Below are 23,789 nucleotides of genomic sequence, written 5' to 3' on the forward strand. Positions count from 1 at the left end.
AATATGAGATGGTTCTCATGATTCGTCGATTCAACCCTTCGAGTTCAGCAGTGAGGCAGACCGATGCATCCTTCAGCCCCGAGTGACGATTTCACCGACGCGAACCTCAAGGTCGGCAAGCGCGCCACCTGGGCGGTCGGGCTGCCCGCGATCGAGCACGCGATGATCCCGTCCGAGGAGGAGATGGGCACCGGACGGACCGCCAAGGTCTCCCTGACCATCAACCACAAGCGGGGTTTCGACTGTCCGAGCTGTGCGTGGGCCAACCCGGACCACAGCAAGCCGCTCGAGTTCTGCGAGAACGGCATCAAGTCCATCGTGTGGGAGTCCACGCCCCTGACCATCCCGCGGGAGTTCTGGTCCGGGCATTCTCTGACCAGCATGCGCGACAAGTCCGAGTACTGGCTGGGTCAGCAGGGGCGCATTGTCGAGCCGATGTACAAGGCCGCGGACTCGGACAACTACGTCCCCGTGGGGTGGGACGAGGCGTTCGACATCGCCGCGCGTCACCTCCGCGACCTGGAGTCTCCGGACGAGGCCGTCTTCTATACGAGCGGCCGCATCATGAACGAGCCGGCCTTCCTCTACCAGTTGTTCGCGCGGGCCTTCGGTACCAACAACCTGCCGGACTGCTCGAACATGTGCCACGAGGCCACGGGCGCCGGCATGACGCCCGCCATCGGTGTGGGCAAGTCGACCATCTCGTATGACGACTTCGGCAAGGCCGACCTGGTGATCGTCATGGGCCAGAATCCCGGGACCAACCATCCTCGGATGCTCAACGCGCTCGAGGAGACCAAGATCAACGGTGGGGAGATGGTCGCGGTCAATCCGCTGCCGGAGGCCTCGCTCCTGCGCTACAAGAATCCGCAGCGGCCGAATGGTCTGGTGGGGCACGGCACCACGCTCGCCGACGAGTTCCTCCAGATCCGTAGCGGCGGCGACATGCACCTGATCCAGGCCGTGGCCAAGCGGGTCCTCCTCGCCGAGGAGGCCGCGCCCGGCACGGTGCTCGACCACGACTTCCTCGACACCTACTGCGAGGGGTTCGAGGCGTACCGCGAGCACATCCTCGCCACCGACGACCGGGAGGCCCTCGATGCCACCGGGCTGACGGAGGAGCAGATCGCCTCGTTGGCCGACCGCTACATCAGGTCGAACGGCACCATCATCACCTGGTGCCTGGGGATCACGCAGCACAAGACGGGTGTCGCCACCATCGCAGAGGTCATGAATCTGCTGATGCTGCGCGGCAACATCGGAAAGCCCGGTGCCGGCGCCTCGCCGATCCGCGGTCACAGCAATGTGCAGGGCGACAGGACGATGGGCATCTGGGAACAGATGCCGGATTCGTTCCTGGATTCCCTCGCTGCCGAGTTCGACTTCGAGCCGCCCCGCGCGCACGGACACGACACCGTCTCGAGCATGAACGCCGTCGAACGCGGCGAGGTCAAGGTCATGATGTCGATGGCCGGCAACATCGTCGCCGCGATCTCGGACTCTAAGCGGGCCGAAGAGGGGATCGCCCGGGCTGATCTGACCATCCAGGTCGCGACGAAGCTCAACCGCTCCCACATCGTCACCGGACGCGAGGCGCTGATCCTCCCGGTTCTCGGTCGCACGGAGAAGGACGTCCAGCACGGGCTGCTGCAGTACGTCACCGCCGAGGACACGGTGTGCCGCATCAATGCGAGTCGCGGTGAACTCGATCCGGTCGCCCCCGGGCTCCTATCCGACGTCTCGGTGATCTGCCGCCTGGCGGAGCGCGTCCTGGAGGGGCGGGGGAGTGACATCGATTGGCGGGGCTTCGAGCGGCACTACGACACGATCCGGGATTCGATCGCGCGGGTGATCCCCGGCTTCGAGAACTTCAACGGCCGGATGGAGGAGGAGATCAGCTTCGTTCTCGCCCACGGGCCGCGGGACAGCCGTACGTTCCCGACCCGCTCCGGTAAGGCGCAGCTGACCGTTCATCGAGCCGAGCACCTGCGTGTGCCCGAGGGACGGCTGATCCTGCAGACCATGCGTGCCCACGATCAGCACAACACCACCATCTACAGCCTCAATGACAGGTACCGCGGCATTTCCAACGGCCGCTTCGTGGTCTTCGTGAATCCCGATGACCTGGCAGACCTGGGTTTGAGCGACGGCCAGACGGTCGACATCTTCAGTGAGTGGCCGGGGCTGCCGGACAAGGTTCTCCGTGGCTACCGGGTGGTGGGATATCCCTCGGCGCGCGGCTGTGCAGCCCTGTATTTCCCGGAGGGCAACGAACTCATCCACCGCGAGGCCGTCGCCGACGTATGCAACACCCCGACCTCCAAGCAGATCGTCATCCGCCTCGAGCCGGGTACGACGCCGGTGGCCACCGGACGCCCGGTCGCGCGGTAACCCCCGGCGCCGGGCGTCGCAGAGGAGGGCCGCCGGCCTCAGCGTCGCCCGCGCGCCTCGCGGTAGATCTCCACCAGGGAGTCCGTGGACGAGTCGAAGGCCGGGTCCGGGTGTGATTCGGCGGTCAACGAGGTCAGCAGCGTTCCGGCCTGCTCCTTGCCGAGCTCGACGCCCCACTGGTCGAACGCGTTGATGCCCAGGATCGCCGCCTGCGAGAACACCACGTGCTCGTACAGGGCGATGAGCTGACCCACGACGCCGGGGGACAGCGACGGCGCGAGGATCGTGGTACTCGGCCGGTTGCCGGGCATGACCTTGTGCGGTGCCAGAGCGGGATCGACGCCGTCGGCGAGAGCCTCTTCCTCGGTCTTGCCGAAGGCCAGGACTCGCGCCTGCGCGAACATGTTGGCCATCAGCAGGTCATGCATCGAGACCGGTCCCGACCTGCCGGACGGATAGGCGTCCAGATCCTCGCCCGGAATCGCGACCCCGATGAAGTCCACGGGCACGAGCTGGGTCCCCTGGTGCAGCAGCTGGAAGAAGGCGTGCTGCCCGTTGGTGCCCGCCTCCCCCCAGTAGACCTCGCCGGTCGGGTACGACACGTCCGAGCCGTCGAGGCGGACGGACTTGCCCAGCGACTCCATGGTGAGCTGCTGGAGGTACGCCGGGAACCGCGCCAGGTCCTGCACGTAGGGGATGACGGCCTTGGACTGCGCGCCGAGGAAGCACGTGTACCAGATACCGAGCAGCGCCATGAGGACCGGCGCGTTGTGCTCGGGCGCCTCGGTGGCGAAGTGCAGGTCCATGGTGTGGAAACCCTCGAGGAGCTCGATGAACGCCGGCGCCCCCGCCGTGAGCATCACCGACAGCCCGATTGCCGACGACACCGAGTATCGTCCGCCGACCCAGTCCCAGAACTCGAACATGTGGCCCGCGTCGATCCCGAACGCCGCGACCTCGTCGGCGGCGGTCGAGACGGCGACGAAGTGCGAGGCGATCGCGTCCTCCGACCCCAGCGCCTCGACGAAGTGCCGCCGCGCGGCGTGCGCGTTGGCCATGGTCTCCTGGGTGGTGAAGGTCTTGGAGGCCACCACGACCATGGTGGTGGCGGGGTCCACTACGGCGAGGGTCGCCGACAGGTCGGCCGGGTCGACGTTCGAGACGTAGTGGGCGCGGATGCCGTCGGTCTGGAGGTGCCGCAGCGCCTTGTCGACCATCACCGGGCCCAGGTCGGACCCGCCGATGCCGATGTTGATGACCGTGTCGATGCGCTGGCCGGTGTGGCCGCGCCAGTCTCCGGAGCGCACGCGTCCGGCGAAGGCGGCCATGCGGTCGAGGACCGCGTGGACGTCCGAGACCACGTCCTGGCCGTCGACGACGAGGTCGGCCCCGGCCGGGAGCCGGAGCGCGGTATGCAGGACCGCCCTGTCCTCGGTCGTGTTGATGTGGTCACCCCGGAACATCGCGGCTCGTTGCGCCGGCAACCGTGCGATGTCGGCCAACTCCGTCAGGGCGGTGAGGATCTCGTCGGTGACCAGGTTCTTGGACAGGTCGATGTGCAGGTCACCGGCAGTGATCGACAGCCGACGGCCACGCTCCGGGTCCTCGGCGAACAGCTCCCGCAGTGACACCTCTCCGATGGGGGCGACGAGTTCCTCTACAGCTGTCCACTGATCGGTCGTGCTGATGTCCATCATACGTCTGAGGCTAGTCGGGAATGCCACCCTCGTACCGCTCGTTCCACAGACGTGCCCCCTATAGTTCATCCCGCCGTTTCCCCGTCCCCTCTCACGATCACCGGCCAGACCGAGAGACTCATCGAGTTGGGCGTCCCGACGCTGGCCGGGCTCTCCGACGATCAACTGCGGGCCCACGCTGCGGGACTGCTCGACTCCCATGACCGGTCCGATCAGGACGTCCGGGCGGCGCGGACGGTGCTGGCCGTCCATCCGTCGCTCGTTCCGACCGCCCGGCTCGCCGAACTCATGCGCCGTGAGGGGAAGGCGGGCTTCGTCGTCGTCGACATGTCGGACCTGGCGGACTTTACCCCCACGGACGACATCACCCTGCCCGACGCCCCGCTCTACCTCGTCGACGACGTGACCCGCGGCGACGACATGCTCGGGTGGACCCCCGCCGACGCGCATCCCGAACTGACCGCGCGCGGCCGCACGCCGTTGACCATCTCCGAGGGCGTCAGCTGGCTGCTCCAGCAACCCGAGACACTCGAGCCCGGCGCGTGCTTCATGTGCATCGGCTCCCGCAAGCGCAAGGCCGCCGGAGGCCTCGACTCACGGACCCCCGCGCTGTGGATCAGCGGCGGGACCGGGCGCGACGGGCGGGAGAACAAGGGCGCGCCCAAAGTCGGCTGGTGCTGGGCGGGCAACCACCACACGTGGCTCGGGTTCGCCTCGACGTCCGGGCGGCGCGGTCCGGCCTGATCGCGGGCCGGGCCGTTCCGCGGGCCGGTGCCGGCTACTGGCCGAGCCGGCCGCGGCCCAGCCGCAGCAGCATCCCCGCGAGGGTCTGGCCCTCCTGGCCGAGAGCGGAGAAGCGCTGGTAGACCTTGAGTTCGCGCGTGTGGACGAGCTTGGTGCCGCCCGACTGCATCCGGGTGCGGCCGATGCGCCTGGAGATTTCACTGCGACGCTGGATCGAGTCGAGGATCAGGGCGTCCAGGCGATCGATCTCCAGGCGTAGCTCCTGGATCTCGGCCTCGGACAGGGGATCGTCGGTCCCGGCGGGGTCGGTGCTCATGGGAGGAATTATCCCACTGCGCCCCGGAACCGGTGCGCGGGCGTCTACTGTTCCCCCGTGGAAAATTTCAGTACGCTCCTCGCCGACATCGGATCGGTGATCTGGGGCCCCTTCGTCCTCATCCCGCTGTTGCTCGGCACGGGCCTGTTCCTCACGATCCGGTTGCGGATGCTGCAGTTCCGCGAGCTCGGACCCGCGCTTCGGCTGGGCCTGATCAAACGCAAGGACGACGGCGGCGCCGGCGACATCTCCCAGTACCAGGCGCTCACCACCGCGCTCGCCGCGACGGTGGGCGTGGGCAACATCGTGGGCGTGGCCACGGCCATCGCGCTCGGCGGGCCGGGCGCGCTGTTCTGGATGTGGGTGACCGCCCTGCTGGGCATGGCCTCCAAGTATTCCGAGGCGTTCCTCGGCGTGCGCTACCGCGTCACCGATGCGCGCGGCGAGCAGTCCGGCGGCCCGCAGTACTACCTGCACCGTGGATTCAAGGAAGTCTTCGGACGGACCGGCGGCCGGATCGGGCTCGTCATGTCGATCGTGTTCGCCGTGTTCGCGGTGCTGGCCAGTTTCGGCATCGGCAACATGACGCAGGGCAACGCCGTGGCCACCCAGATGGAGAACTCGTTCGGGGTCCCGCACGTGACTACCGGCATCATCCTGTTCGTCCTCACCGGTGCGGTTCTGCTCGGCGGAATCAAGTCGATCGGCCGGGTCACCGCCGGGTTCGTGCCGCTGATGATCGTGCTGTACATCGTCGGCGGCCTGATCGTGCTGGTCGTCAACGCCGAACAGATCCCCGGCGCCTTCGGGCAGATCTTCTCCGACGCCTTCACCGGTACCTCCGCCGTCGGCGGCTTCGCCGGCTCGGCGATCCTGTACGCCATCCAGATGGGTGTGGCCCGCGGCATCTTCTCCAACGAGTCCGGCATGGGCTCGGCGGCGATCGCGGCCGCCGCGGCCAAGACCTCCCACCCCACCAGGCAGGGACTGGTGTCGATGACGCAGACGTTCATCGACACGATCATCGTCGTCACCTTCACCGGCCTCGTGCTGGTCACCTCGGGAACGTGGCGTGAGGGCGGGGATCGCGCCGGCACCATGACCGCCGACGCCTTCGCCCTGGCGATGCCGGAGGGCGACAAGCTGGTGGCGGTGTCCATCGCGTTCTTCGCCTTCTCCACCATCCTCGGCTGGTCGTACTACGGGGAGCGGTGCATGGAACGGTTGGTCGGCGCGCGGGGCGTGGTCCCGTACCGCCTGGTATTCACCTGCGTGGTGTTCATCGGTGCGGTCACCGAGCTCGAGGTGGTGTGGAACTTCGCCGACGTGATGAACGGCCTCATGGCGATCCCGAACCTCATCGGACTGTTGGTGCTGTCGGGGCTCATCGTGCGGGAGACCCGCTACTACCTCGACAACGACCCGAAGCTCACCGCGACGGCGTCGCAGGTGGAGGAGTTCATGGGGGCCGGTCAGCGGTGATCGCCGGCTGAGCCGGGCCTGATCCGTCGGGCGGGCCGGGTGTCGGACCCGGTGGGTAGATTGGACCCACGATGACCGACACCGCACCTGCTCCCGCCCCGCACACCTCGACCCTCCTGGCCGGCCTCAATCCGCCACAGGCCGCCGCGGTGACCCACCGCGGCGGCCCGCTGCTGATCGTGGCCGGTGCCGGATCGGGCAAGACCAGTGTGCTCACCCGGCGCATCGCGTATCTCCTCGCGGAGGGCGGTGCGCACCCCGGCCAGATCCTCGCGATCACGTTCACCAACAAGGCCGCAGCCGAGATGCGGGAGCGGGTCTCCGCGCTGGTCGGTCCGCATGCGGAACGCATGTGGGTGGCGACGTTCCACTCGATCTGTGTGCGGATCCTGCGCGCCCAGTCGGCGCTGCTGGGTACGCGCAACTCCAACTTCACGATCTACGACTCGGATGATTCGCGCCGCCTGCTGGGGATGATCGCCAAGGAGCAGCAGCTCGAGGTCAAGAAGTTCACGCCGCGGATGTTGGCGTCGGTCATCTCGGGCCACAAGAACGAGCTGCGTGATCCGTCCGAGGCCATGGACCGGGCGCTCGAGGATTCGGACCGCACAGGCCAGACCGTCGCGGCGGTCTATACCGAGTACCAGGCGCGACTGCAGGCGGCCAACGCGTTCGATTTCGACGACCTGATCGGTGAGACCGTCGCCCTGCTCCGCGCGCACCCGGAGGTGGCCGCGTACTACCGGCGGCGGTTCCGGCACGTCATGGTGGACGAGTACCAGGACACCAACCACGCGCAGTACGTCCTGGTGCGCACCCTCGTGGGTGGAGTGGCGGGGGATGAGGCGGACGAGGTGGGTGTCCCCCCGGCGGAGCTCTGTGTCGTGGGTGATGCGGACCAGTCGATCTACGCGTTCCGCGGGGCGACCATCCGGAACATCGAGGATTTCGAGCACGACTATCCGGATGCGCGGTCGATCCTGCTGGAGCAGAACTACCGGTCCACACAGACCATCCTGTCGGCCGCCAACGCGGTGATCTCGCGAAACCCGGGCCGCCGCGAGAAGAACCTGTGGACCGATGAGGGCACGGGCGATCTGCTGGTGGGCTACGTCGCGGACAACGAGCACGACGAGGCCCGGTTCATCGCCGGGGAGATCGACCGGATGGTGGATTCGGGCGTCGCCTCGTACTCCGACATGGCCGTTTTCTACCGGACCAACAACTCCTCGCGCGTCATCGAGGACGTGTTCGTACGGCTGGGGCTGCCCTACAAGGTCGTGGGCGGCACCCGGTTCTACGAGCGCAAGGAGGTGCGCGACATCGTCGCCTACCTCAAGGTGATCTCGAACCCCGACGATGCGGTGGCGCTGCGGCGAATCCTCAACACCCCGCGCCGCGGGATCGGCGACCGTGCAGAGGCCTGTGTGGTGGTCCACGCCGAGCAGCGGGGGATCGGCTTCGGTGAGGCGCTCCGCGATGCGGCCGAGGGCAGGGTGTCGCTACTGCCCACGCGGTCGGTCAAGGCGATCGCCGGCTTCGTCGCGCTGATCGACGAGCTGCGTGGCCGACTGGATGGTGAGGCCCACGCAGGCGGAGAGGGCTCGGTCCCGGACGTGGGAGAGCTCGTCGAGACGGTCCTCGCGAAGACCGGCTACCGGTCGGAGCTGGAGGCCTCCAACGACCCGCAGGACGCCGCGCGTCTGGACAACCTCAACGAGCTGGTGGGCGTGGGCCGCGAGTTCTCGTCCGAGGCCGCGTTGCAGTTGTCGGCGCGGGAGCAGGGTTTCGGTCCCGACGCCGGGACGGATGTCGACGCCGAGTTGGACGAGGGGCTCGCCCCGCCCGGTTCGTTGGCGGCGTTCCTCGAGCGGGTGTCGTTGGTGGCCGATGCCGACGAGATCCCTGACGACGAGCAGGGCCAGGTCACGCTGATGACGCTCCATACGGCCAAGGGGCTCGAGTTCCCGGTGGTGTTCCTCATCGGCATGGAGGACGGGCTGTTCCCGCACATGCGGGCGCTCGGCGACCCGGCGGAGCTGTCGGAGGAGCGGCGGCTGGCCTACGTGGGGATCACCCGCGCACGCAAGAAGCTGTACCTGTCCCGCGCCATGATGCGCTCGTCGTGGGGGCAGCCCATGACCAATCCGGGGTCGCGCTTCCTCGAGGAGATCCCCTCCGAGGCGATCGAGTGGCAACGCGAGGAGCCCGCCGGCGGTAGCGGCTTCGGGGAAGACGACTCGCCGGCGTCGCGGCGTCGCTTCGGCAGCGGTGCTGGTTCCGGTGGCTACGGCTCGGGTGGCTACGGCTCGGGTGGCTACGGCTCCGGCGGGGGGCGGAGCGGCCGGTCCGCTGACCGGGCATCCGGTATTCCTCGGGCCCGCGCCTCGGCTCCTGCTCTCGAACTCGCGCCGGGTGACCGGGTGACGCACGACAAGTACGGGCTCGGCAAGGTCCTCTCGTGCGACGGGAGCGGCCCGCGGGCCACGGCGACGATCGACTTCGGGGCGTCCGGCAAGGTCCGGCTGATGCTCATCGGTGGCGTTCCGATGCAGAAGCTCTAAATAAACGCGGGGCCGACCAGGAAGGTCGGCCCCGCGCTGTGTGCGAGTTCGTGCGGGTGGCCTGCTCAGTTGCCGCCCAGTGAACCGAGCGACATCTCGGAGCTGCCGGCACCGGCGAGTTCGAGACCGTGCTGGGCGAGCCAGAGCACCGGATCGATCTTCTGGCCGTCGACCTCGACCTCGAAGTGCAGGTGCGAGCCGGTGGAGAATCCCAGGGAGCCCATGCCGGCGATCTTCTGGCCGGCAACGACGCGTTCACCCTTGCTGACGTCGAGGGTCTCCATGTGCCCGTAGGTGGTAATGACACCGTCGTCGGACATGATCCGGATCCAGTTGCCGAAGCCCTGCGCGGGGCCGGAGTCGATCACGGTGCCGTCGGTGGCGGCGACGATCGGGGTGCCGACCGCGTTGGCGATGTCGATACCCGAGTGGAAGCTGCCCCAGCGCATCGCGAACGGGGAGGTGAAGGAGCCGATCGCCGGGATGACTATCTTCGGGCGCCGGGCCTTTTCCTCTTCGATCTCGCGCTGGGCATTGTTCTCGGTGCCCGCGAAGAGCATGGCCGACTGGATGTTGTCGGTGCCGCCGGTGGACGCGGAGGCGGGGACGACCACGGGCGCGGGGGCCGACGGGGTCGGCGTTGCGGCGGAGGACGGAGCAGAGGAGCTCGACGTCGCAGGCGCCTGCTCTCCGTTGGCCAGGAGGGCGATGTCCCCGGCCTCGGTGGCGTGCGTGTTGGTGGTGGTCATCGCCGAGCCGGCGGAGGCGGCCGAGACCGCGGCACCTGCGGCGACGGCGAGGACGGCGGCCCGACCGCGCAGTGCGGTCGGGGGAGCGGGCACACGGTGGCGGCCGGGACGGTGGGCCCCTGCGGGTGAAATGACGACAGGAGTCGCTTGCTTTCCGTGTTGCGACTCGTTCACCGTTGTTGATTCCCTTCAGGCCGTGCCGTGACTGTTCTCGCGCCGTAACCGTTTCGTGATTAAGACGTCGTCCAAGGTAACGGATAGGCAACGGTGCCGCAAGGTGGTCCGGCACCCGGGGATGAGGGGTGGGTCACATAGGTGTGACTCACGGTGCCCTTGGGGTCCGGATGGGTCTATGGGCAAGGAGGGCCGGCGGTGGGTGCCGATGGCGCACCCGGTCCTGTGATCCACCGCACTCTGTCACCCCCGGGGTGCGACGGGCGACACACCAGGCGCTTAGGATGAGGGATGACTCGGCTTTAAAACAGCGCCGGGCGAATCTACACGTCAAGATGGTGAGCTGATGGATCTCTTTGAATACCAGGCAAAGGCTCTTTTCGCGAAGCATGACGTGCCCACCACCCCGGGGCGCGTCGCAGACACCGCGGAGGAGGCCGAGAAGGTTGCGGCCGAGATCGGCAAGCCTGTCGTCGTCAAGGCACAGGTAAAGGTCGGTGGCCGTGGCAAGGCCGGCGGCGTGAAGCTGGCAGAGGATGCCAAGGAGGCCCGCGCCCGGGCCGAGGACATCCTGGGCCTGGACATCAAGGGCCACATCGTCAAGAAGCTCCTCGTCGCCGAGGCCAGCGACATCGCGGAGGAGTACTACATCTCCTTCCTCGTCGATCGCGCCAACCGCAACTACCTGGCCATGTGCTCGGTCGAGGGCGGCGTCGAGATCGAGCAGGTCGCCGAGGAGTCCCCGGACCGTCTCGCGAAGATCAACATCGACCCCACGGTCGGCGTCGATGTGGCCAAGGCCCGCGAGATCGCCAAGGCCGGCCACCTCCCCGAGGAGGTGCTGGACGCCGCGGCGGTGACCATCGCCAAGCTGTACGAGGTCTTCGTCAAGGAGGACGCGTCGCTGGTCGAGGTCAACCCGCTTGTGCGCACGCCGGGCGACGAGATCCTCGCGCTCGACGGCAAGGTCACCCTGGACGCGAACGCCGAGTTCCGTCACAAGGAGAACTTCGCCGACTTCGCCGATGCGGGCACCACTGATCCGCTCGAGCAGAAGGCCGCCGAGAACGACCTCAACTACGTCAAGCTCGACGGTGAGGTCGGCATCATCGGTAACGGTGCCGGTCTGGTCATGTCGACCCTGGACGTCGTCGCCTACGCCGGTGAGAACCACGGGGGCGTCAAGCCCGCCAACTTCCTCGACATCGGTGGCGGCGCCTCGGCCGAGGTCATGGCCAACGGTCTCGACGTCATCCTCGGTGACGAGCAGGTCAAGAGCGTGTTCGTGAACGTCTTCGGCGGCATCACAGCCTGTGACGCGGTCGCGAACGGCATCGTCAAGGCCCTGGAGATCCTGGGCGACGACGCCAACAAGCCGCTCGTCGTGCGTCTCGACGGCAACAACGTCGAGGAGGGTCGCAAGATCCTCGCGGAGGCGAACCACCCGCTCGTGACCCTGGCCGACAACATGGACTCCGGCGCCGACAAGGCCGCCGAGCTCGCCTCCAAGTAGGAAGAGAAGGAACCAGAAGATATGTCGATCTTCCTCAACAAGGACAGCAAGGTCATCGTCCAGGGCATCACCGGCGGCGAGGGCTCCAAGCACACCGCCCGAATGCTCGCGGCCGGCACCCAGGTCGTCGGCGGCGTCAACGCCCGCAAGGCCGGCACCACCGTGTCCCACAAGGACGCCTCCGGTAACGACGTCGAGCTCCCGGTGTTCGGCACCGTCAAGGAGGCCATGGAGGCCACCGGTGCCGACGTCACGATCCTCTTCGTGCCGCCGCCGTTCACCAAGGACGCCATGATCGAGGCCGTGGACGCGGAGATCCCGCTCGCCGTGGTCATCACCGAGGGCGCCCCGGTTCTGGACACCGCAGAGGCACACAACTACAACGTGTCCAAGGGCTCCAAGACCCGGATCCTCGGCCCCAACTGCCCGGGCATCATCACGCCGGGCGAGTCGCTGGCCGGCATCACCCCGGCCAACATCACCGGTAAGGGTCCGGTCGGCCTCGTGTCGAAGTCGGGCACCCTGACCTACCAGATGATGTACGAGCTGTCCGACTACGGCTTCTCGACCGCCATCGGTATCGGCGGCGACCCGATCATCGGCACCACGCACATCGACTGCATCGAGGCCTTCGAGAACGACCCGGAGACCAAGGTCATCGTGATGATCGGCGAGATCGGTGGCGACGCCGAGGAGCGTGCCGCCGAGTACATCAAGGCCAACGTGACCAAGCCGGTCGTCGGCTACGTCGCCGGCTTCACGGCCCCCGAGGGCAAGACCATGGGCCACGCCGGCGCCATCGTCTCCGGCTCCTCGGGCACCGCGCAGGCCAAGAAGGAGGCCCTCGAGGCCGCGGGCGTGAAGGTCGGCAAGACGCCGTCCGAGACCGCTGCTCTCGCCAAGGAGCTCCTCGACTCGCTGTGATCGGATAGGTCACACGCGGTGGTGGATTACCTGCAGTTGTAGGGCGTTCCGCGCTCACCACGACCCCCGTCATCCGAGAGGATGGCGGGGGTCGCGGCGTGCCGGGGGCGTCCTGTCGCAGGCGGGTATCTACGGTTGACGGCGTGAGTCCTCAACGTGTCATCCGCCCCGCAGTGCGACGGTCCCCGGCAGGGGCCGGGTCGCTGCTGTGGACTGCTGCGGCCGCGGCACTGCCCGTGGTCGTCACCGTCCTCATCCTGGTGGTGCTCACGTTGGGGGTGCTGCTGTTCAGCGCCACGGGGTTCGATTCGCTGTTCGCGGTGGTCGCCGTGGAGTGGCTGGTGGTCAATCGGGTGCCGCTGACGATCGACGCCGTGGAGTTGGGTTTCCTGCCGCTGCTGCCGCCATTGATCTATGCGGTGGTGTTGGCGCGGCAGACGCGGGCGGTGTTGGCGGATGTCGAACAGCCGGGCGCACGGGAGGCCGGTGCGGCGGTCGTCGGTGCGACGGTGGCGGGCCTGCTTCTGACCGGACTGGCCTCGTTGCTGGTGGGGTCGGCGGCGTCCGACTTCGCTGTGCGGGAGTTGTCGCTGCCGCTGGCGCTGACGTGGACCGCGGTGGCGGGCATCCTCGGTTCCGGCCTCGGGGTGTGGCTGTTCTTCCGGCGTGATCTGCGTGAGGAACTGCCCCTGTGGGTGCGCGGGGGTGTCCACCTGGGAGCAGCGTTCGTGGCGGCGCTGTGGGCGATCTCGGCGTTCCTAGTGCTGGTCGGCATCCTCTTCGCGTGGGAGCCGGTTGAGGCGAGCATGGGGATCGGCAAGGGGCTGGCCGGTACGGCAGCGCTCACGGGGATCTCGGCCGCGTACCTGCCGAACGTCGTGATGGCCGGAGCCGCGCTGCTGGTCGGCGGTGAGGCGCATCTGGGGGAGGCCTCGTACAGCGTGTTCGCGGTGTCCCGGGGACCGATGCCGGAGGTGCCCTTGGCGGCGGCGCTGCCCACCACGAATCCGCACTGGATCGTGCAGGGGCTGCTGCTGGTGACGGTCCTCACGGCCGCGCTGCTGGCGCGGTCGGTGGCGCACTGGTTCCGGACGACGGCCGATGCGGTCAAGGCGACGTGGCTGGCGGCGGCGATCGCCGCGGTGGTGACCGCGCTGACTCCGGTCGTGGCGGGCGGGGAACTCGGCGTGTTGGGCTCGGTGGGCACGGGTTCCCTGATCGCGGCCGGCATGACGCTGCTGCTGTTCGGGATCATCGGGTCGACGACCATCGCGTTGTCTCTGGCCGGTCTGACCCGGCGCCGCGAGCGTGCGGAGAGCGAGTTGGCACGTCGGCGACGCCGGGTGGGCGCGGCGGGCGGCGTCACCACGGACGAGTTCGGTGACGATCTCGCTGATGATCTGGAAGGCGCAACCGCCGGCGGTCCTGTGGACGAGGACCCCGTAGCCGACGACGCGGCAGCCGACGACGAGGCGGCCGACGACGAGGCGGCCGACGATGAAGCGGCCGACCATGCCGTCGACGTCGACGCCGACGCCGACGCCGACGCCGACGCCGACGCTGGCGCTGAGGACTATGCCTCGGGGGACGACGACGTCGCGCGCGACGATGTCCCGAACGACGACGATGGCCCAGGCGATGACGCCGCCATGGGTGACGACGACCCCGTGGGTGACGACGACCCCGTGGGCGACGACGACCCCGTGAGTGACGACGACGCCGTCTCCGACGGTGGCCTCACCGGCAACGACCCCGGTGACCCCGTGGACGCCCTGGACGCCGATGCGGACCCGTCGGACGAGGCGGGCAGGGAGGACGCGGGGACAGCGGGCAGCGCCGACACCGCCGACGAGCGGACTGTCGACGCCCCCGATGCAGGGTCTGCCGATCTCCCTGACGATGGCCCTAGGGCGGGCGACTAGACTCCGACGGGTGGCCCGGGCGATCTCCCGGGCGGGGTGATCGACGGGCAGGAGCTGGAGAACGTGGACAGTGGCGAGTCCGTCCCACCTGGGGAGGTCGTGCTGTTGGCGTCCGGCGCGGGGACCCTCGCACAGAGCGTGATCGACTCCGCCGCGGACCCGAGCTGCCCCTACCGGGTGACCGCGCTGGTCTCCGACCGCGACTGCGAGGCGGTGACCCGTGCCGCCACCGCCGGGCTCGCGACCGCGGTCGTCAGACCTGGCGACCATGAGGACCGCGCCGCCTGGAATCGCGCACTGGCGGACGCCGTGCGGGACTTCGCGCCCGACTGGGTGGTCTCTGCCGGCTTCATGCGCATTCTCGGACAGGCGTTCCTCGACGAGTTCCCCGGCCGGGTGATCAACACCCATCCGGCGCTGCTGCCGTCGTTTCCCGGAGCCCACGCGGTGCGGGACGCGCTCGCATACGGCGTGTCCGTCACCGGATGCACCGCTCACCTGGTCGACGCCGGCGTGGACACCGGTCCTGTGATCGACCAGCGCGCCGTCGACGTCCGCCCGGACGACACCGAAGCCACCCTCCACGAACGCATCAAGGTCCGCGAGCGCGAGATGCTCGTCGACGTCCTCACGGCCGCCGCCCGCGGTCGCCTCCATATCGAAGGTCGAAAGGTGTACATATCGTGACCTCCCAGCCGGACAACTCCCGCAGGCCCGTACGCCGCGCCCTCATCAGCGTCTACGACAAGACCGGGCTCACCGAGCTCGCCCGCGGTCTGGCGGACGCGGGCGTCGAGATCGTCTCCACCGGGTCCACCGCCCAGCGGATCTCGGAGGCCGGCATCAACGTGACCCCGGTCGACTCGCTGACCGGGTTCCCGGAGTGCCTCGAAGGCCGGGTCAAGACCCTGCACCCGCGGGTCCATGCCGGCATCCTGGCGGACACGAGAAAGCCCGAGCATCTCGAGCAGATCGCGGACTTGGACGTGAAGCCGTTCGAGCTCGTCGTCGTCAACCTCTATCCCTTCACCGACACGGTCGCCTCCGGGGCGGACTACGACGCCTGCGTCGAGCAGATCGACATCGGCGGGCCCTCGATGGTGCGCGCGGCGGCCAAGAACCACCCGTCGGTGGCCGTCCTCGTCGACCCGGCCGGCTACGGCGAGGCCCTCGAGGCCGTCGCCGCCGGTGGTTTCAGCCTCACCCAGCGTCGTAGCCTCGCCGCGGCCGCGTTCCGCCACACCGGCGCCTACGACGTCGCGGTGGCCACCTGGATGACCGAGCAGACCTCCGACGCCGGGGCCGACGCCGATCCCGGCTACCCGGTCTGGCAGGGGCAGAGCCTCGATCTGGCCGCCACGCTGCGCTACGGCGAGAACCCGCACCAGAGTGCCGCCCTCTACACCGACGCCGCCGCCGCACCGGGCCTCGCGCAGGCCCGTCAGCTGCACGGCAAGGAGATGAGCTACAACAACTACGTCGACGGCGATGCCGCGTGGCGCTCGGCCTTCGATCACGCCGAGCCGTGCGTGGCGATCATCAAGCACGCCAACCCGTGCGGAATCGCCATCGACCCGGACGTCGCCGCCGCGCACCGCGCCGCCCACGAGTGCGACCCCGTCAGCGCGTTCGGTGGCGTGATCGCCGCGAATCGCGAGGTCAGTGTGGAGATGGCCGAGCAGGTGGCCGAGATCTTCACCGAGGTGATCATCGCGCCGTCCTACGCGGATGGTGCCGTGGAGATCCTGCAGCGCAAGAAGAACATCCGCATCCTCGAGGCGCAGGCCCCGGTCGAGGGCGACGTCGAGCGCAAGCAGATCTCCGGCGGCGTGCTCGTGCAGCAGCGCGACTCCCTGGACGCCCCGGGCGACGTGGTGTCCGGCTGGACCAAGGCCTGCGGCGGGGACGCCGACGAGCAGACCCTGCGCGACCTGCTGTTCGCGTGGCGCGCCTGCCGGGCCGTCAAGTCCAACGCCATCCTCCTCGCCCAGTCCGGCGCGACCGTCGGCGTAGGCATGGGGCAGGTCAACCGCGTCGACTCGGCACGCCTGGCCGTGCAGCGCGCGGGGGAGCGGGTCTCGGGTGCGGTGGCCGCCTCGGACGCGTTCTTCCCGTTCGCCGACGGGCTCGAGGTGCTCGCCGAGGCCGGCGTGCGCGCCGTGGTCCAGCCCGGTGGCTCGGTGCGTGACGCCGAGGTGATCGAGGCCGCCGAGAAGGCCAGCATCACGATGTACTTCACCGGCGCCCGGCACTTCTTCCACTGATATGACCGACACCGGCGCGCGGGATCAGCGGGGCGGCACTGCTCCGTTGACCCCGCGCGCCCAGGCCAAGGTGCGGCGGCGGGCGGAGATCCTCGTTGCCGCTGCCCGGCTCATGGCCCGTCGTGGGTTCCACGGCGTTCGGCTGGACGACATCGGCGCCGAGGTGGGCATCTCCGGCCCGGGCATGTACCGGTACTTCTCCTCCAAGGAGGACGTGCTCGCCGAGATGCTGCTGGACATCTCCGTCCGTCTGCGCGACGGGGGTCGGGCGGCGGTCGAGCGAGGCGGGGAGCCCGCCGAGGTGCTCGACGCACTGCTCGCGGTCCACGTGGACTTCGTGGCCACCGAACCCGATCTCATCAGCGTGCAGTTCCGGGACCTGGCCTCGCTGCCGGCCGGCCCTCGGCACGAGGTGCGCCGACTGCAGCGTGAGTACGCCGAGATGTGGGTGGAAGCCCTGGTGCGGCTGCGGCCCGACCTGCCGGTGGTCGCCGCGCGCGCTCACGTCCACGCGGTGTTCGGTCTGCTCAACTCCAGTCCGCGGCTGCCGGCCATGGCCGAGGCCGAGCTGCGCCGCGTCCTGACGGCGATGGCGTCGGCGGCCCTGCGGGCCTGACGCCCCGGACACGGCGCCGGGCCGTGCTGGGCCGGGAGCGGGCCTGGGCTGGAGCGGCCGCCGGCTGAAGCACCGGCTGAGACGCCGGAATCCGCTACTCTGCCGCACCATCGGCTATCCGCGTGCGGGTAGCCGGCCAGGCAGGAGAGTAGCGGATTCTGGGAGCGGCGGGGTGGGCCTGCGCGCTAGACGACGCTGCCGCCGAGGACCGGGACGAGGAACGAGACGACGATGAGCAGGAACGCGCCACCGAGCCGCGTCGCAACCGTGGCGAACGGCAACAGGTGCATCCGCTCGGCGGCGGAGAGCACGGCCACGTCACCGGAACCGCCCGTGTCCGCCATGACGAAGCCGGGCACGATCGCCGACTCGACGACGTAGAACTTCACGAGGTATCCGAGCAGGCCGGCGATCGCGCCGGAGACTCCGACCGTGATGAAGATGAGCGCGATGAAGACGGGATCGGTGAAACCCTCGACTACGCCCGCGATATCGATCGCGGCGATGGAGACCGACGCCAGGAGTGCGGGGACGAGTGTGCGGGTGGCGAAGTCGCCCCACTGGGACGCCGCCTCTTCGATTCGCTCCGGCACGAATCCGGCGATCTTGATGACGGCGGCGACGATGGTGAGCCAGGCGTAGGTGTGAATGCCCGGGACGAGCGTGCTGAGCATCGACGACACGACGTAGAGGGTGCCGGCGATGAGCAGGCCCTGACCGAGCGCGACGAACGAAGAGCCGGACGGCTTCTCGGGAATCCTGAGGTCTTCGGCCTCCGCGTCGTTGACCCGTAGGAGCTGCCCGTTGCCGGAGAACCAGAGCGATGTGGACCGCTTGCCGATGCCGTTGAGCACCGCCGCGAACACCACACACACGACGTTGGCGATGAGGACTGCGGAGATGAGCAGGGTCAGGTACTCGGCTGCAGAGCCACCGGAGGCCTCGGCGTACATCTCCGACATCGGGATGGCGCCGATGGGCAGGCCGCCGGCCATCACGGGGCCGGCGACGAAGAAGATGGCCTGGCCGAAGCCGTAGCCGAGTGCGGCGCCGATGACGCCCACCACGCCGAGGACACCGAGGATGGTGCCGATGACGGGAACCGCGAACCGCGCGCCCGCCCTGATGATGAGCTGCCGGGGCATGCCGAGCATCGCGCCGGCGATGATCGCCACCAGGATGAAGTCCCAGGCGCCCTGCTCATCGGTGAACGCATCCATCGCGGCGACCGTGCTCTCCGGGATCCATCCCTGCCACACCAGGATGGCGGGGACGAAGAGCGGAAGAATGATCGGGAGTCCGAAGTCCTTGAGGAAGGGCACCTGCTGGCCGATCCACATGAGCATGAGACCGAGGGCGGTCGCGAGCGCGAAGCCACTGACCAGGGTGGAGGGGAAGGTGTCCGTATAAACGGCCACCGCGAGGGCCAGGAACATGGGGAGGAAGATCCACATGGGCATCCCCATGACGCTCCAGCGGGAGGCCTTCGGAGGGGGGCCCGGCGTCTCGGCGGAGGTCTCGGTCGAGGCGGACTCCGGCATGGGCCTGTCCCTCTCTACTTTCTGGGTCAGTGACATTCTGGCTCCTTCGCGGTCTGCAACGTGAACTGCTGCACGCAAGCCAGTTAAAGTGTTGTGGATCACACCATCAAGCCGCACTGGGTCATTTGCGGCCAACGGGTCAAATGTCGTGCACGTGGCCGCTCACGATGAAGCACCTGGATCAGCATTCGCCGCGCACCTGGTGCCAGGTGTGTCACATGTCCTCGCGCACCTTGTCGACGAGGGGGACCACCCGGGGCCAGATCCGGCGGTTGAGGACGATCTCCGAGCGAACTCGTCGGACGCCCTCAAGGCGCTGGACCTTCTGCAGCACCTCCTCGAAGTGGGAGTTGTTGCGGGCCACCAGTCGGCACAGCAGGTCGCCCTCGCCGGAGACCGTGTTTGCCTCGATCAGTTCAGGGATCAGCGACAGGCGCTCGAGGGTCTCCTCGAGGAAGGCCTGCGCGATGTGCACGTGGACGAACGAGGTGACCCCGTAACCGAGAGGGGCCAGGTCCATCTGGGGTCGCCAGCCCACGATCACGCCGGCGTTCTCCAGCTTGGTGATCCGCGAGGTCGCCGTGTTGCGCGCTATGCCCAGCCGGCGTGAATACTCGCGCACCCCGGCGCGCGGCTCCTCGATGATCAGTCGCAACAGGTCCAGATCCAGCTTGTCGAGAGAGGCCATTGGTTCAGTCCCGCCTTCCTGCAGGCTGTCGGAGAGGGTCGCCGCCGCCCGCGCTGTCGGCCGGGTCTGAGCACTTGGTAGTGAACATCGCGCGACCGTTTACCAATTGGCTGAAATTTTACTATGGTCTCGGTCACAGCGCGACATCAGCGCGGACCTGTAGGTGAGAAGGGGATCCGATGGCCGAGACACTGGCGGACAAGATCTGGAGACAGCACACGGTGGCCTCCGCGGAGGAGGGCCCGGACCTCGTCTACGTGGACATGCAGTTGATCCACGAGGTCAACACCCCGGTGGCGTTCTCCAACCTGCGCGAGGCCGGCCGCACGGTTCGTCGACCGGAGCTCTCCCTGGGCACGATCGACCATCAGAACGCGACGGACGACGACCTACGCGTCCCGACCATCGTCGAAGGCGCCCGCCAGATCGAGCTGATGAAGCGCAACTGCGCTGACTTCGGCATCGAGCTCTACGCGCCGGGTGACCGGCAGCGCGGGATCGCCCACGTGATCGCCCCGGAGTTGGGCCTGGCGCAGCCCGGCATGACCCTGGTCTGCTGCGACTCTCACACCAGCACCAACGGCGCGTTCGGCGTGCTGGCGTTCGGTATCGGCACCAGCCAGGTCGAGCACGTGTTGGCCACCCAGACGCTGTGGATGCAGAAGATGAAGAACATGCGGGTCGTGGTGGACGGCACCCCGCCGCCCGGCGTGAGCGCCAAGGACCTCATCCTCGAGATCATCGCGGCCATCGGTACCGCGGGCGGCCAGGGCTACGTCATCGAGTACCAGGGCGAGGCCATCCGCGGCCTGTCCATGGAGGCCCGCATGACCATCTGCAACATGACCATCGAGGCCGGGGCCCGGGCGGGCCTGGTCGCCCCCGATGAGAAGACCTTCGAGTACCTGCGCGGCCGCCCGCACGTGCCGTCGGGGGAGGCGTTCGACGCCGAGGTCGAGTACTGGAAGACCTTCCGGTCCGATCCCGACGCGGCCTTCGACAAGGAGGTCCACCTCGACGCGGCCTGGATGGTGCCGCGCGTGTCCTGGGGGACCACGCCCGCCCAGACCGTCTCGCTGGCCGGGCGCGTGCCCGACCCGGAGGAGTTCACCGACGCCGCCGAGCGCGCTGCCGCCGAGCGGGCGCTGTCCTACATGGAACTCGAGCCCGGGACCCGGATGTCGGACGTCGAGATCGACACCGTGTTCATCGGCTCCTGCACCAACGGCCGCATCGAGGATCTACGCGCCGCGGCAGCCGTGCTCGAGGGCCGGCGGGTCGCCGACGGGGTCGAGGTCGTGCTGGTGCCCGGGTCCGAGCAGGTGCGGCGCCGCGCGATCGAGGAGGGCCTCGACCGGGTGTTCGCGGACGCCGGTGTCATGCTCCGGCACTCGGGTTGCTCACTGTGCGTGGGCCTCAACGAGGACAAGTACGCGCCCCGGCGGCGCACCGCCTCGACCAACAACCGCAACTTCGAGGGCCGTCAGGGACCCGGCATCAAGACCCACCTCGTGTCGCCGGCCGTCGCCGCCGCATGCGCCGTCGCCGGCCGTCTCGTCGCACCGTCCCAGCTGGAGGGGTAGGACCATGGAGAAGTTCGAGAAGTACACCGGTGTCGCCGCGCCGATGGAGGTCGACGACGTGGACACCGACCAGATCATCCCCGTCCGGTTCTGTTCGGGCGTGGACAAGTCCGGGCTCGACGCCGCACTGTTCGCCGACTGGCGGGAGTCCCCGGAGTTCGTCCTCAACATCGAACCCTTCACCGGGTCGTCGGTCCTGGTGGCGGGCGAGAACTTCGGCTGCGGGTCCTCGCGCGAGTGGGCCGTCTGGGCGCTGCAGGCCTTCGGCTTCCGTGCGGTCCTCGCGCCCCGCTTCGGCGACATCTTCACCGGAAACTCCTTCAAGAACGGCCTGCTCCTCGTCGAGCTCGACAGCGGGGAGATCGAGCAGATCTGGAAGGAGATCGACCAGGACCCCGGCCTCGAGGTGACGGTGAACCTGCGTGAACAGCTGGTGCGCGCCGGCGACCTCACCTTCGGTTTCACCGTCGACCCGACCCACCGGCAGCGCCTGCTCGACGGCACCGACGACATCGACCTCACCCTCGAGTACGCCGCCGACATCGCCGCGTTCGAGGCCCGGCGGAGGCCCACTCTGCCGACCGCACGACGCGTCGGGGCGTGAACGGCGTGCCCGACGTGCGTCGCCGCCTCACTGGTCGACTGGACGAGGCCCTGATGACGACGACGAGTATCCCGAGGCCCCCGCCGATCTTCTGCCGAGGCTCCGGTCCGTGCCTGATGTGTCGTCCGCTGTCGCTGACGCACTCGACGAGCTGGGCGTGGGAGGGTGTGTCCCGACCGAACGCCTCGGACCACTGGATCCGGACCTCGTCGTCGTCGGACAGGTCGTCACCCTCCGCTACCGCCGGCTCGACGGCGACGTCTCCACCAACCGGGAGGCCGGCCGTGGCCGGGTCTTCGGCGACCGCGACCTCTACGGACTCGGGCGGCCCGGGGACGTCGCGGTGATGGACTGCGGCGGTTCCACCGATGCCGCGGTCGTTGGGGCGCTGTCGGCCAAGTGGGCTGCCAAGGCCGGGATCGCGGGCTGCCTGGTCGACGGGCCCGTGCGCGACACCGCGTCGATCATGCAGGTGCGGCTGCCCGTGTGGAGCGTGGGTTCGGTCCCGCGGGCTGCGCGGTACCGCCTCGAGGTGGCCGAGCTCAACGGCCCCGTCGACCTCGCCGGTGTGACCGTGCGTCCGGGCGACGTCGTGGCCGCCGACCGGGATGGCGTCGCGGTGATCCCGTTCGCCGCCGTGGCCGAGGTCGTGAGCTTCTGCGAGCGCGCTCAGCGCGAGGAGGAGCGGTTGATCGCGGTGATCGATGCGGCCGAGACCCTCGAGGACCTGGTCGCACACACGGCCGGTGGGTCCACCCCCGCCTGACTCCCGGGGCCGGCCACGACGCGGCCGGTCGTACAGTGGGCCGGTGGACAGTGCCAGTGACGTCGGATCCGGGATCGCCCCGGGGAGCCCGGCGTTCCGGCAGATGCAGCTAGCGCTGCTGTGCATCGGTATCGCGACGTTCGCCCAGTTGTACTCGCCGCAGGGACTGTTGCCGCTCATCGCCACCGACGAGGGGGTGAGCGCGGACGCCGCATCGCTCATGATCTCGGCCGCGACACTGGGACTGGCCGTCGGGGTCATCCCGTGGTCATACGTCGGCGACGCGGTGGGCCGGCGTCCGGCGATGCTCGTCGCGATCACTCTGGCCTGTGTGTTCGCGGTGCTCGCACTGGTCATGCCGAGCTTCCCCCTGATCCTGGTCATGAGGTTCTTCGAGGGCGCGATGCTCGGCGGTGTTCCCGCTCTCGCGGTGGCGTACCTCAGCGAGGAGATCCGGCCCGGCGTCTCGGCGGTGGCCGCGGGCACGTACGTCGCCGGGACGACCATCGGGGGGTTGACCGGCCGGATCGTCGCGGCGCCGCTCGGGGAGTGGCTTGGCTGGCAGATCGGCATGCTCGCGGTGCTGGCGATCGCCGTGGCCGCGGTCGCGGTCTTCCTCGTCACGGCCCCACCCGCGCGCAACTTCACCCCGCGACGCGCCACCGTCCGCGAGGCGGTCGGTCGGCTCGTCGGCAACCTGCGCTCGCCGGCGCTGATCGTGATCTACCTGCAGGCGATGCTCACCATGGGCGGGTTCGTCGCCATGTACAACTACCTGGGGTTCCACCTGTCCGCGCCGCCGTACGCGCTGCCCCTCTGGCTCACCGGCCTGATCTTCCTCGCCTACCTCGCCGGGACGGTGTCGTCCCCACGCGCCGGAGTACTCGCCTCCAGGCTGGGACGCAAACCGGTGCTCATCGGCGGAAACCTGCTGATGGCGGGCGGGGTGGCACTGACCCTCGTGCCGAGTCTCTGGGTGATAGTGCCGGGGGTCGTCGTGCTGACGGCCGGGTTCTTCGCGTCCCACGCCGTGGCCGCGGGCTGGGCGGGGTCCTCGGCGGTCGCCGGGCGGGCGCAGTCCACGTCGCTCTACAACCTGGGCTACTACGGCGGATCGTCGGTCTTCGGGTTCCTGGGCGGGACGTTCCTCGCGGCTGGTGGGTGGGCCGGGACGGTCGGGATGGTCCTCGGGCTCACGGCGGTCGCGACCGTGCTCGTGGCCGCTGTCCTGCCCAGGAACTGACGGGCGGA

At 68.9% G+C, this 23,789-nt stretch carries 19 protein-coding genes; 14 read left to right on the forward strand and 5 right to left on the reverse strand.

Features of this window, described 5'->3' with window-relative positions; genetic code table 11:
- Positions 1–63: 63 nt before the first annotated feature.
- Positions 64–2,391, forward strand: a complete 2,328-nt coding sequence (locus ACWGLC_RS03900) for an FdhF/YdeP family oxidoreductase (protein ID WP_452098653.1) — start codon at positions 64–66, stop codon at positions 2,389–2,391.
- Positions 2,392–2,429: 38 nt separating this feature from the next.
- Here the strand turns inward: ACWGLC_RS03900 and pgi are convergent, their stop codons facing one another.
- The gene (pgi, locus tag ACWGLC_RS03905; RefSeq protein WP_452098654.1) at positions 2,430–4,088 is read right to left on the reverse strand and encodes a glucose-6-phosphate isomerase; all 1,659 of its coding nucleotides are present in this window, start codon (positions 4,086–4,088) and stop codon (positions 2,430–2,432) included.
- Between the two features lie 126 nt (positions 4,089–4,214).
- Here pgi and ACWGLC_RS03910 point away from each other — a divergent pair, with 126 nt between their 5' ends.
- Positions 4,215–4,832: a DUF5701 family protein gene (locus tag ACWGLC_RS03910; protein ID WP_452098655.1), complete on the forward strand. Its 618-nt coding sequence runs from the start codon at positions 4,215–4,217 to the stop codon at positions 4,830–4,832.
- A gap of 34 nt (positions 4,833–4,866) precedes the next feature.
- Here ACWGLC_RS03910 and ACWGLC_RS03915 read toward each other — a convergent pair whose 3' ends face one another.
- Positions 4,867–5,148 carry a chorismate mutase gene (locus tag ACWGLC_RS03915; protein WP_230931434.1) on the reverse strand — a complete coding sequence of 94 codons (282 nt, stop codon included), beginning with the start codon at positions 5,146–5,148 and terminating at the stop codon, positions 4,867–4,869.
- 57 nt (positions 5,149–5,205) lie between these two features.
- On the opposite strand from ACWGLC_RS03915, the gene ACWGLC_RS03920 reads away from it, so the two are divergent.
- Together ACWGLC_RS03920 and ACWGLC_RS03925 are read left to right on the forward strand one after the other, a co-directional pair.
- Complete coding sequence (locus tag ACWGLC_RS03920) at positions 5,206–6,630, forward strand: alanine/glycine:cation symporter family protein (protein ID WP_452098656.1); 1,425 nt, start codon at positions 5,206–5,208, stop codon at positions 6,628–6,630.
- Positions 6,631–6,701: 71 nt separating this feature from the next.
- Positions 6,702–9,194 carry a UvrD-helicase domain-containing protein gene (locus tag ACWGLC_RS03925; RefSeq protein ID WP_452098658.1) on the forward strand — a complete coding sequence of 831 codons (2,493 nt, stop codon included), beginning with the start codon at positions 6,702–6,704 and terminating at the stop codon, positions 9,192–9,194.
- 65 nt (positions 9,195–9,259) lie between these two features.
- Here ACWGLC_RS03925 and ACWGLC_RS03930 read toward each other — a convergent pair whose 3' ends face one another.
- Entirely contained in the window at positions 9,260–10,036 is a 777-nt protein-coding gene (locus ACWGLC_RS03930; protein ID WP_452098659.1) for a M23 family metallopeptidase, read from the reverse strand.
- A gap of 427 nt (positions 10,037–10,463) precedes the next feature.
- Between ACWGLC_RS03930 and sucC the strand changes: the two genes are divergently transcribed.
- From sucC to ACWGLC_RS03960, 6 genes are all read left to right on the forward strand, one after another.
- Positions 10,464–11,630 carry an ADP-forming succinate--CoA ligase subunit beta gene (gene sucC / locus ACWGLC_RS03935; protein WP_452098660.1) on the forward strand — a complete coding sequence of 389 codons (1,167 nt, stop codon included), beginning with the start codon at positions 10,464–10,466 and terminating at the stop codon, positions 11,628–11,630.
- A gap of 21 nt (positions 11,631–11,651) precedes the next feature.
- The gene (sucD, locus tag ACWGLC_RS03940; protein WP_452098661.1) at positions 11,652–12,554 is read left to right on the forward strand and encodes a succinate--CoA ligase subunit alpha; all 903 of its coding nucleotides are present in this window, start codon (positions 11,652–11,654) and stop codon (positions 12,552–12,554) included.
- Positions 12,555–12,697: 143 nt separating this feature from the next.
- Positions 12,698–14,476: a cell division protein PerM gene (locus ACWGLC_RS03945; RefSeq protein ID WP_452098662.1), complete on the forward strand. Its 1,779-nt coding sequence runs from the start codon at positions 12,698–12,700 to the stop codon at positions 14,474–14,476.
- Positions 14,477–14,512: 36 nt separating this feature from the next.
- Positions 14,513–15,163, forward strand: a complete 651-nt coding sequence (gene purN, locus ACWGLC_RS03950; protein ID WP_452098663.1) for a phosphoribosylglycinamide formyltransferase — start codon at positions 14,513–14,515, stop codon at positions 15,161–15,163.
- Positions 15,160–16,740 (forward strand): bifunctional phosphoribosylaminoimidazolecarboxamide formyltransferase/IMP cyclohydrolase, encoded by a 1,581-nt coding sequence (gene purH, locus ACWGLC_RS03955; RefSeq protein WP_452098664.1) that lies wholly within the window; start codon positions 15,160–15,162, stop codon positions 16,738–16,740. Before purN ends, purH begins: the two co-directional genes overlap by 4 nt.
- Before the next feature lies 1 nt (position 16,741).
- A complete protein-coding gene (locus tag ACWGLC_RS03960; RefSeq protein WP_452098666.1) occupies positions 16,742–17,356 on the forward strand; it encodes a TetR/AcrR family transcriptional regulator in 615 nt (204 codons plus the stop codon).
- Between the two features lie 185 nt (positions 17,357–17,541).
- On the opposite strand, the gene ACWGLC_RS03965 is transcribed toward ACWGLC_RS03960, so the two are convergent.
- Both ACWGLC_RS03965 and ACWGLC_RS03970 read right to left on the reverse strand, forming a co-directional pair.
- Positions 17,542–18,933 carry a 2-hydroxycarboxylate transporter family protein gene (locus ACWGLC_RS03965; RefSeq protein ID WP_452098667.1) on the reverse strand — a complete coding sequence of 464 codons (1,392 nt, stop codon included), beginning with the start codon at positions 18,931–18,933 and terminating at the stop codon, positions 17,542–17,544.
- A gap of 178 nt (positions 18,934–19,111) precedes the next feature.
- Complete coding sequence (locus ACWGLC_RS03970) at positions 19,112–19,585, reverse strand: Lrp/AsnC family transcriptional regulator (RefSeq protein ID WP_452098669.1); 474 nt, start codon at positions 19,583–19,585, stop codon at positions 19,112–19,114.
- A 179-nt stretch (positions 19,586–19,764) separates the two neighbouring features.
- On the opposite strand from ACWGLC_RS03970, the gene leuC reads away from it, so the two are divergent.
- The 4 genes from leuC (at position 19,765) to ACWGLC_RS03990 (ending at position 23,781) form a co-directional block, all read left to right on the forward strand.
- Positions 19,765–21,168 (forward strand): 3-isopropylmalate dehydratase large subunit, encoded by a 1,404-nt coding sequence (leuC, locus tag ACWGLC_RS03975; protein ID WP_452098670.1) that lies wholly within the window; start codon positions 19,765–19,767, stop codon positions 21,166–21,168.
- Between the two features lie 4 nt (positions 21,169–21,172).
- Positions 21,173–21,772 (forward strand): 3-isopropylmalate dehydratase small subunit, encoded by a 600-nt coding sequence (leuD, locus tag ACWGLC_RS03980; protein ID WP_452098671.1) that lies wholly within the window; start codon positions 21,173–21,175, stop codon positions 21,770–21,772.
- Between the two features lie 109 nt (positions 21,773–21,881).
- Positions 21,882–22,538, forward strand: a complete 657-nt coding sequence (locus ACWGLC_RS03985; RefSeq protein WP_452098672.1) for an RraA family protein — start codon at positions 21,882–21,884, stop codon at positions 22,536–22,538.
- Between the two features lie 43 nt (positions 22,539–22,581).
- The gene (locus tag ACWGLC_RS03990) at positions 22,582–23,781 is read left to right on the forward strand and encodes an MFS transporter (RefSeq protein ID WP_452098673.1); all 1,200 of its coding nucleotides are present in this window, start codon (positions 22,582–22,584) and stop codon (positions 23,779–23,781) included.
- The last annotated feature ends 8 nt before the right edge of the window (positions 23,782–23,789 follow it).

This window comes from Dietzia sp. NPDC055877 (assembly GCF_053615975.1).

Coding starts and splice junctions, on each gene's coding strand:
- ACWGLC_RS03900 (WP_452098653.1), top strand. CDS start 64: ATGCATCCTTCAGCCCCGAGTGACGATTTCACCGACGCGAACCTCAAG.
- sucC (WP_452098660.1), top strand. CDS start 10,464: ATGGATCTCTTTGAATACCAGGCAAAGGCTCTTTTCGCGAAGCATGAC.
- ACWGLC_RS03960 (WP_452098666.1), top strand. CDS start 16,742: ATGACCGACACCGGCGCGCGGGATCAGCGGGGCGGCACTGCTCCGTTG.
- ACWGLC_RS03970 (WP_452098669.1), bottom strand. CDS start 19,585: ATGGCCTCTCTCGACAAGCTGGATCTGGACCTGTTGCGACTGATCATC.
- pgi (WP_452098654.1), bottom strand. CDS start 4,088: ATGATGGACATCAGCACGACCGATCAGTGGACAGCTGTAGAGGAACTC.
- ACWGLC_RS03915 (WP_230931434.1), bottom strand. CDS start 5,148: ATGAGCACCGACCCCGCCGGGACCGACGATCCCCTGTCCGAGGCCGAG.
- ACWGLC_RS03925 (WP_452098658.1), top strand. CDS start 6,702: ATGACCGACACCGCACCTGCTCCCGCCCCGCACACCTCGACCCTCCTG.
- leuC (WP_452098670.1), top strand. CDS start 19,765: ATGGCCGAGACACTGGCGGACAAGATCTGGAGACAGCACACGGTGGCC.
- sucD (WP_452098661.1), top strand. CDS start 11,652: ATGTCGATCTTCCTCAACAAGGACAGCAAGGTCATCGTCCAGGGCATC.
- ACWGLC_RS03965 (WP_452098667.1), bottom strand. CDS start 18,933: ATGTCACTGACCCAGAAAGTAGAGAGGGACAGGCCCATGCCGGAGTCC.
- leuD (WP_452098671.1), top strand. CDS start 21,173: ATGGAGAAGTTCGAGAAGTACACCGGTGTCGCCGCGCCGATGGAGGTC.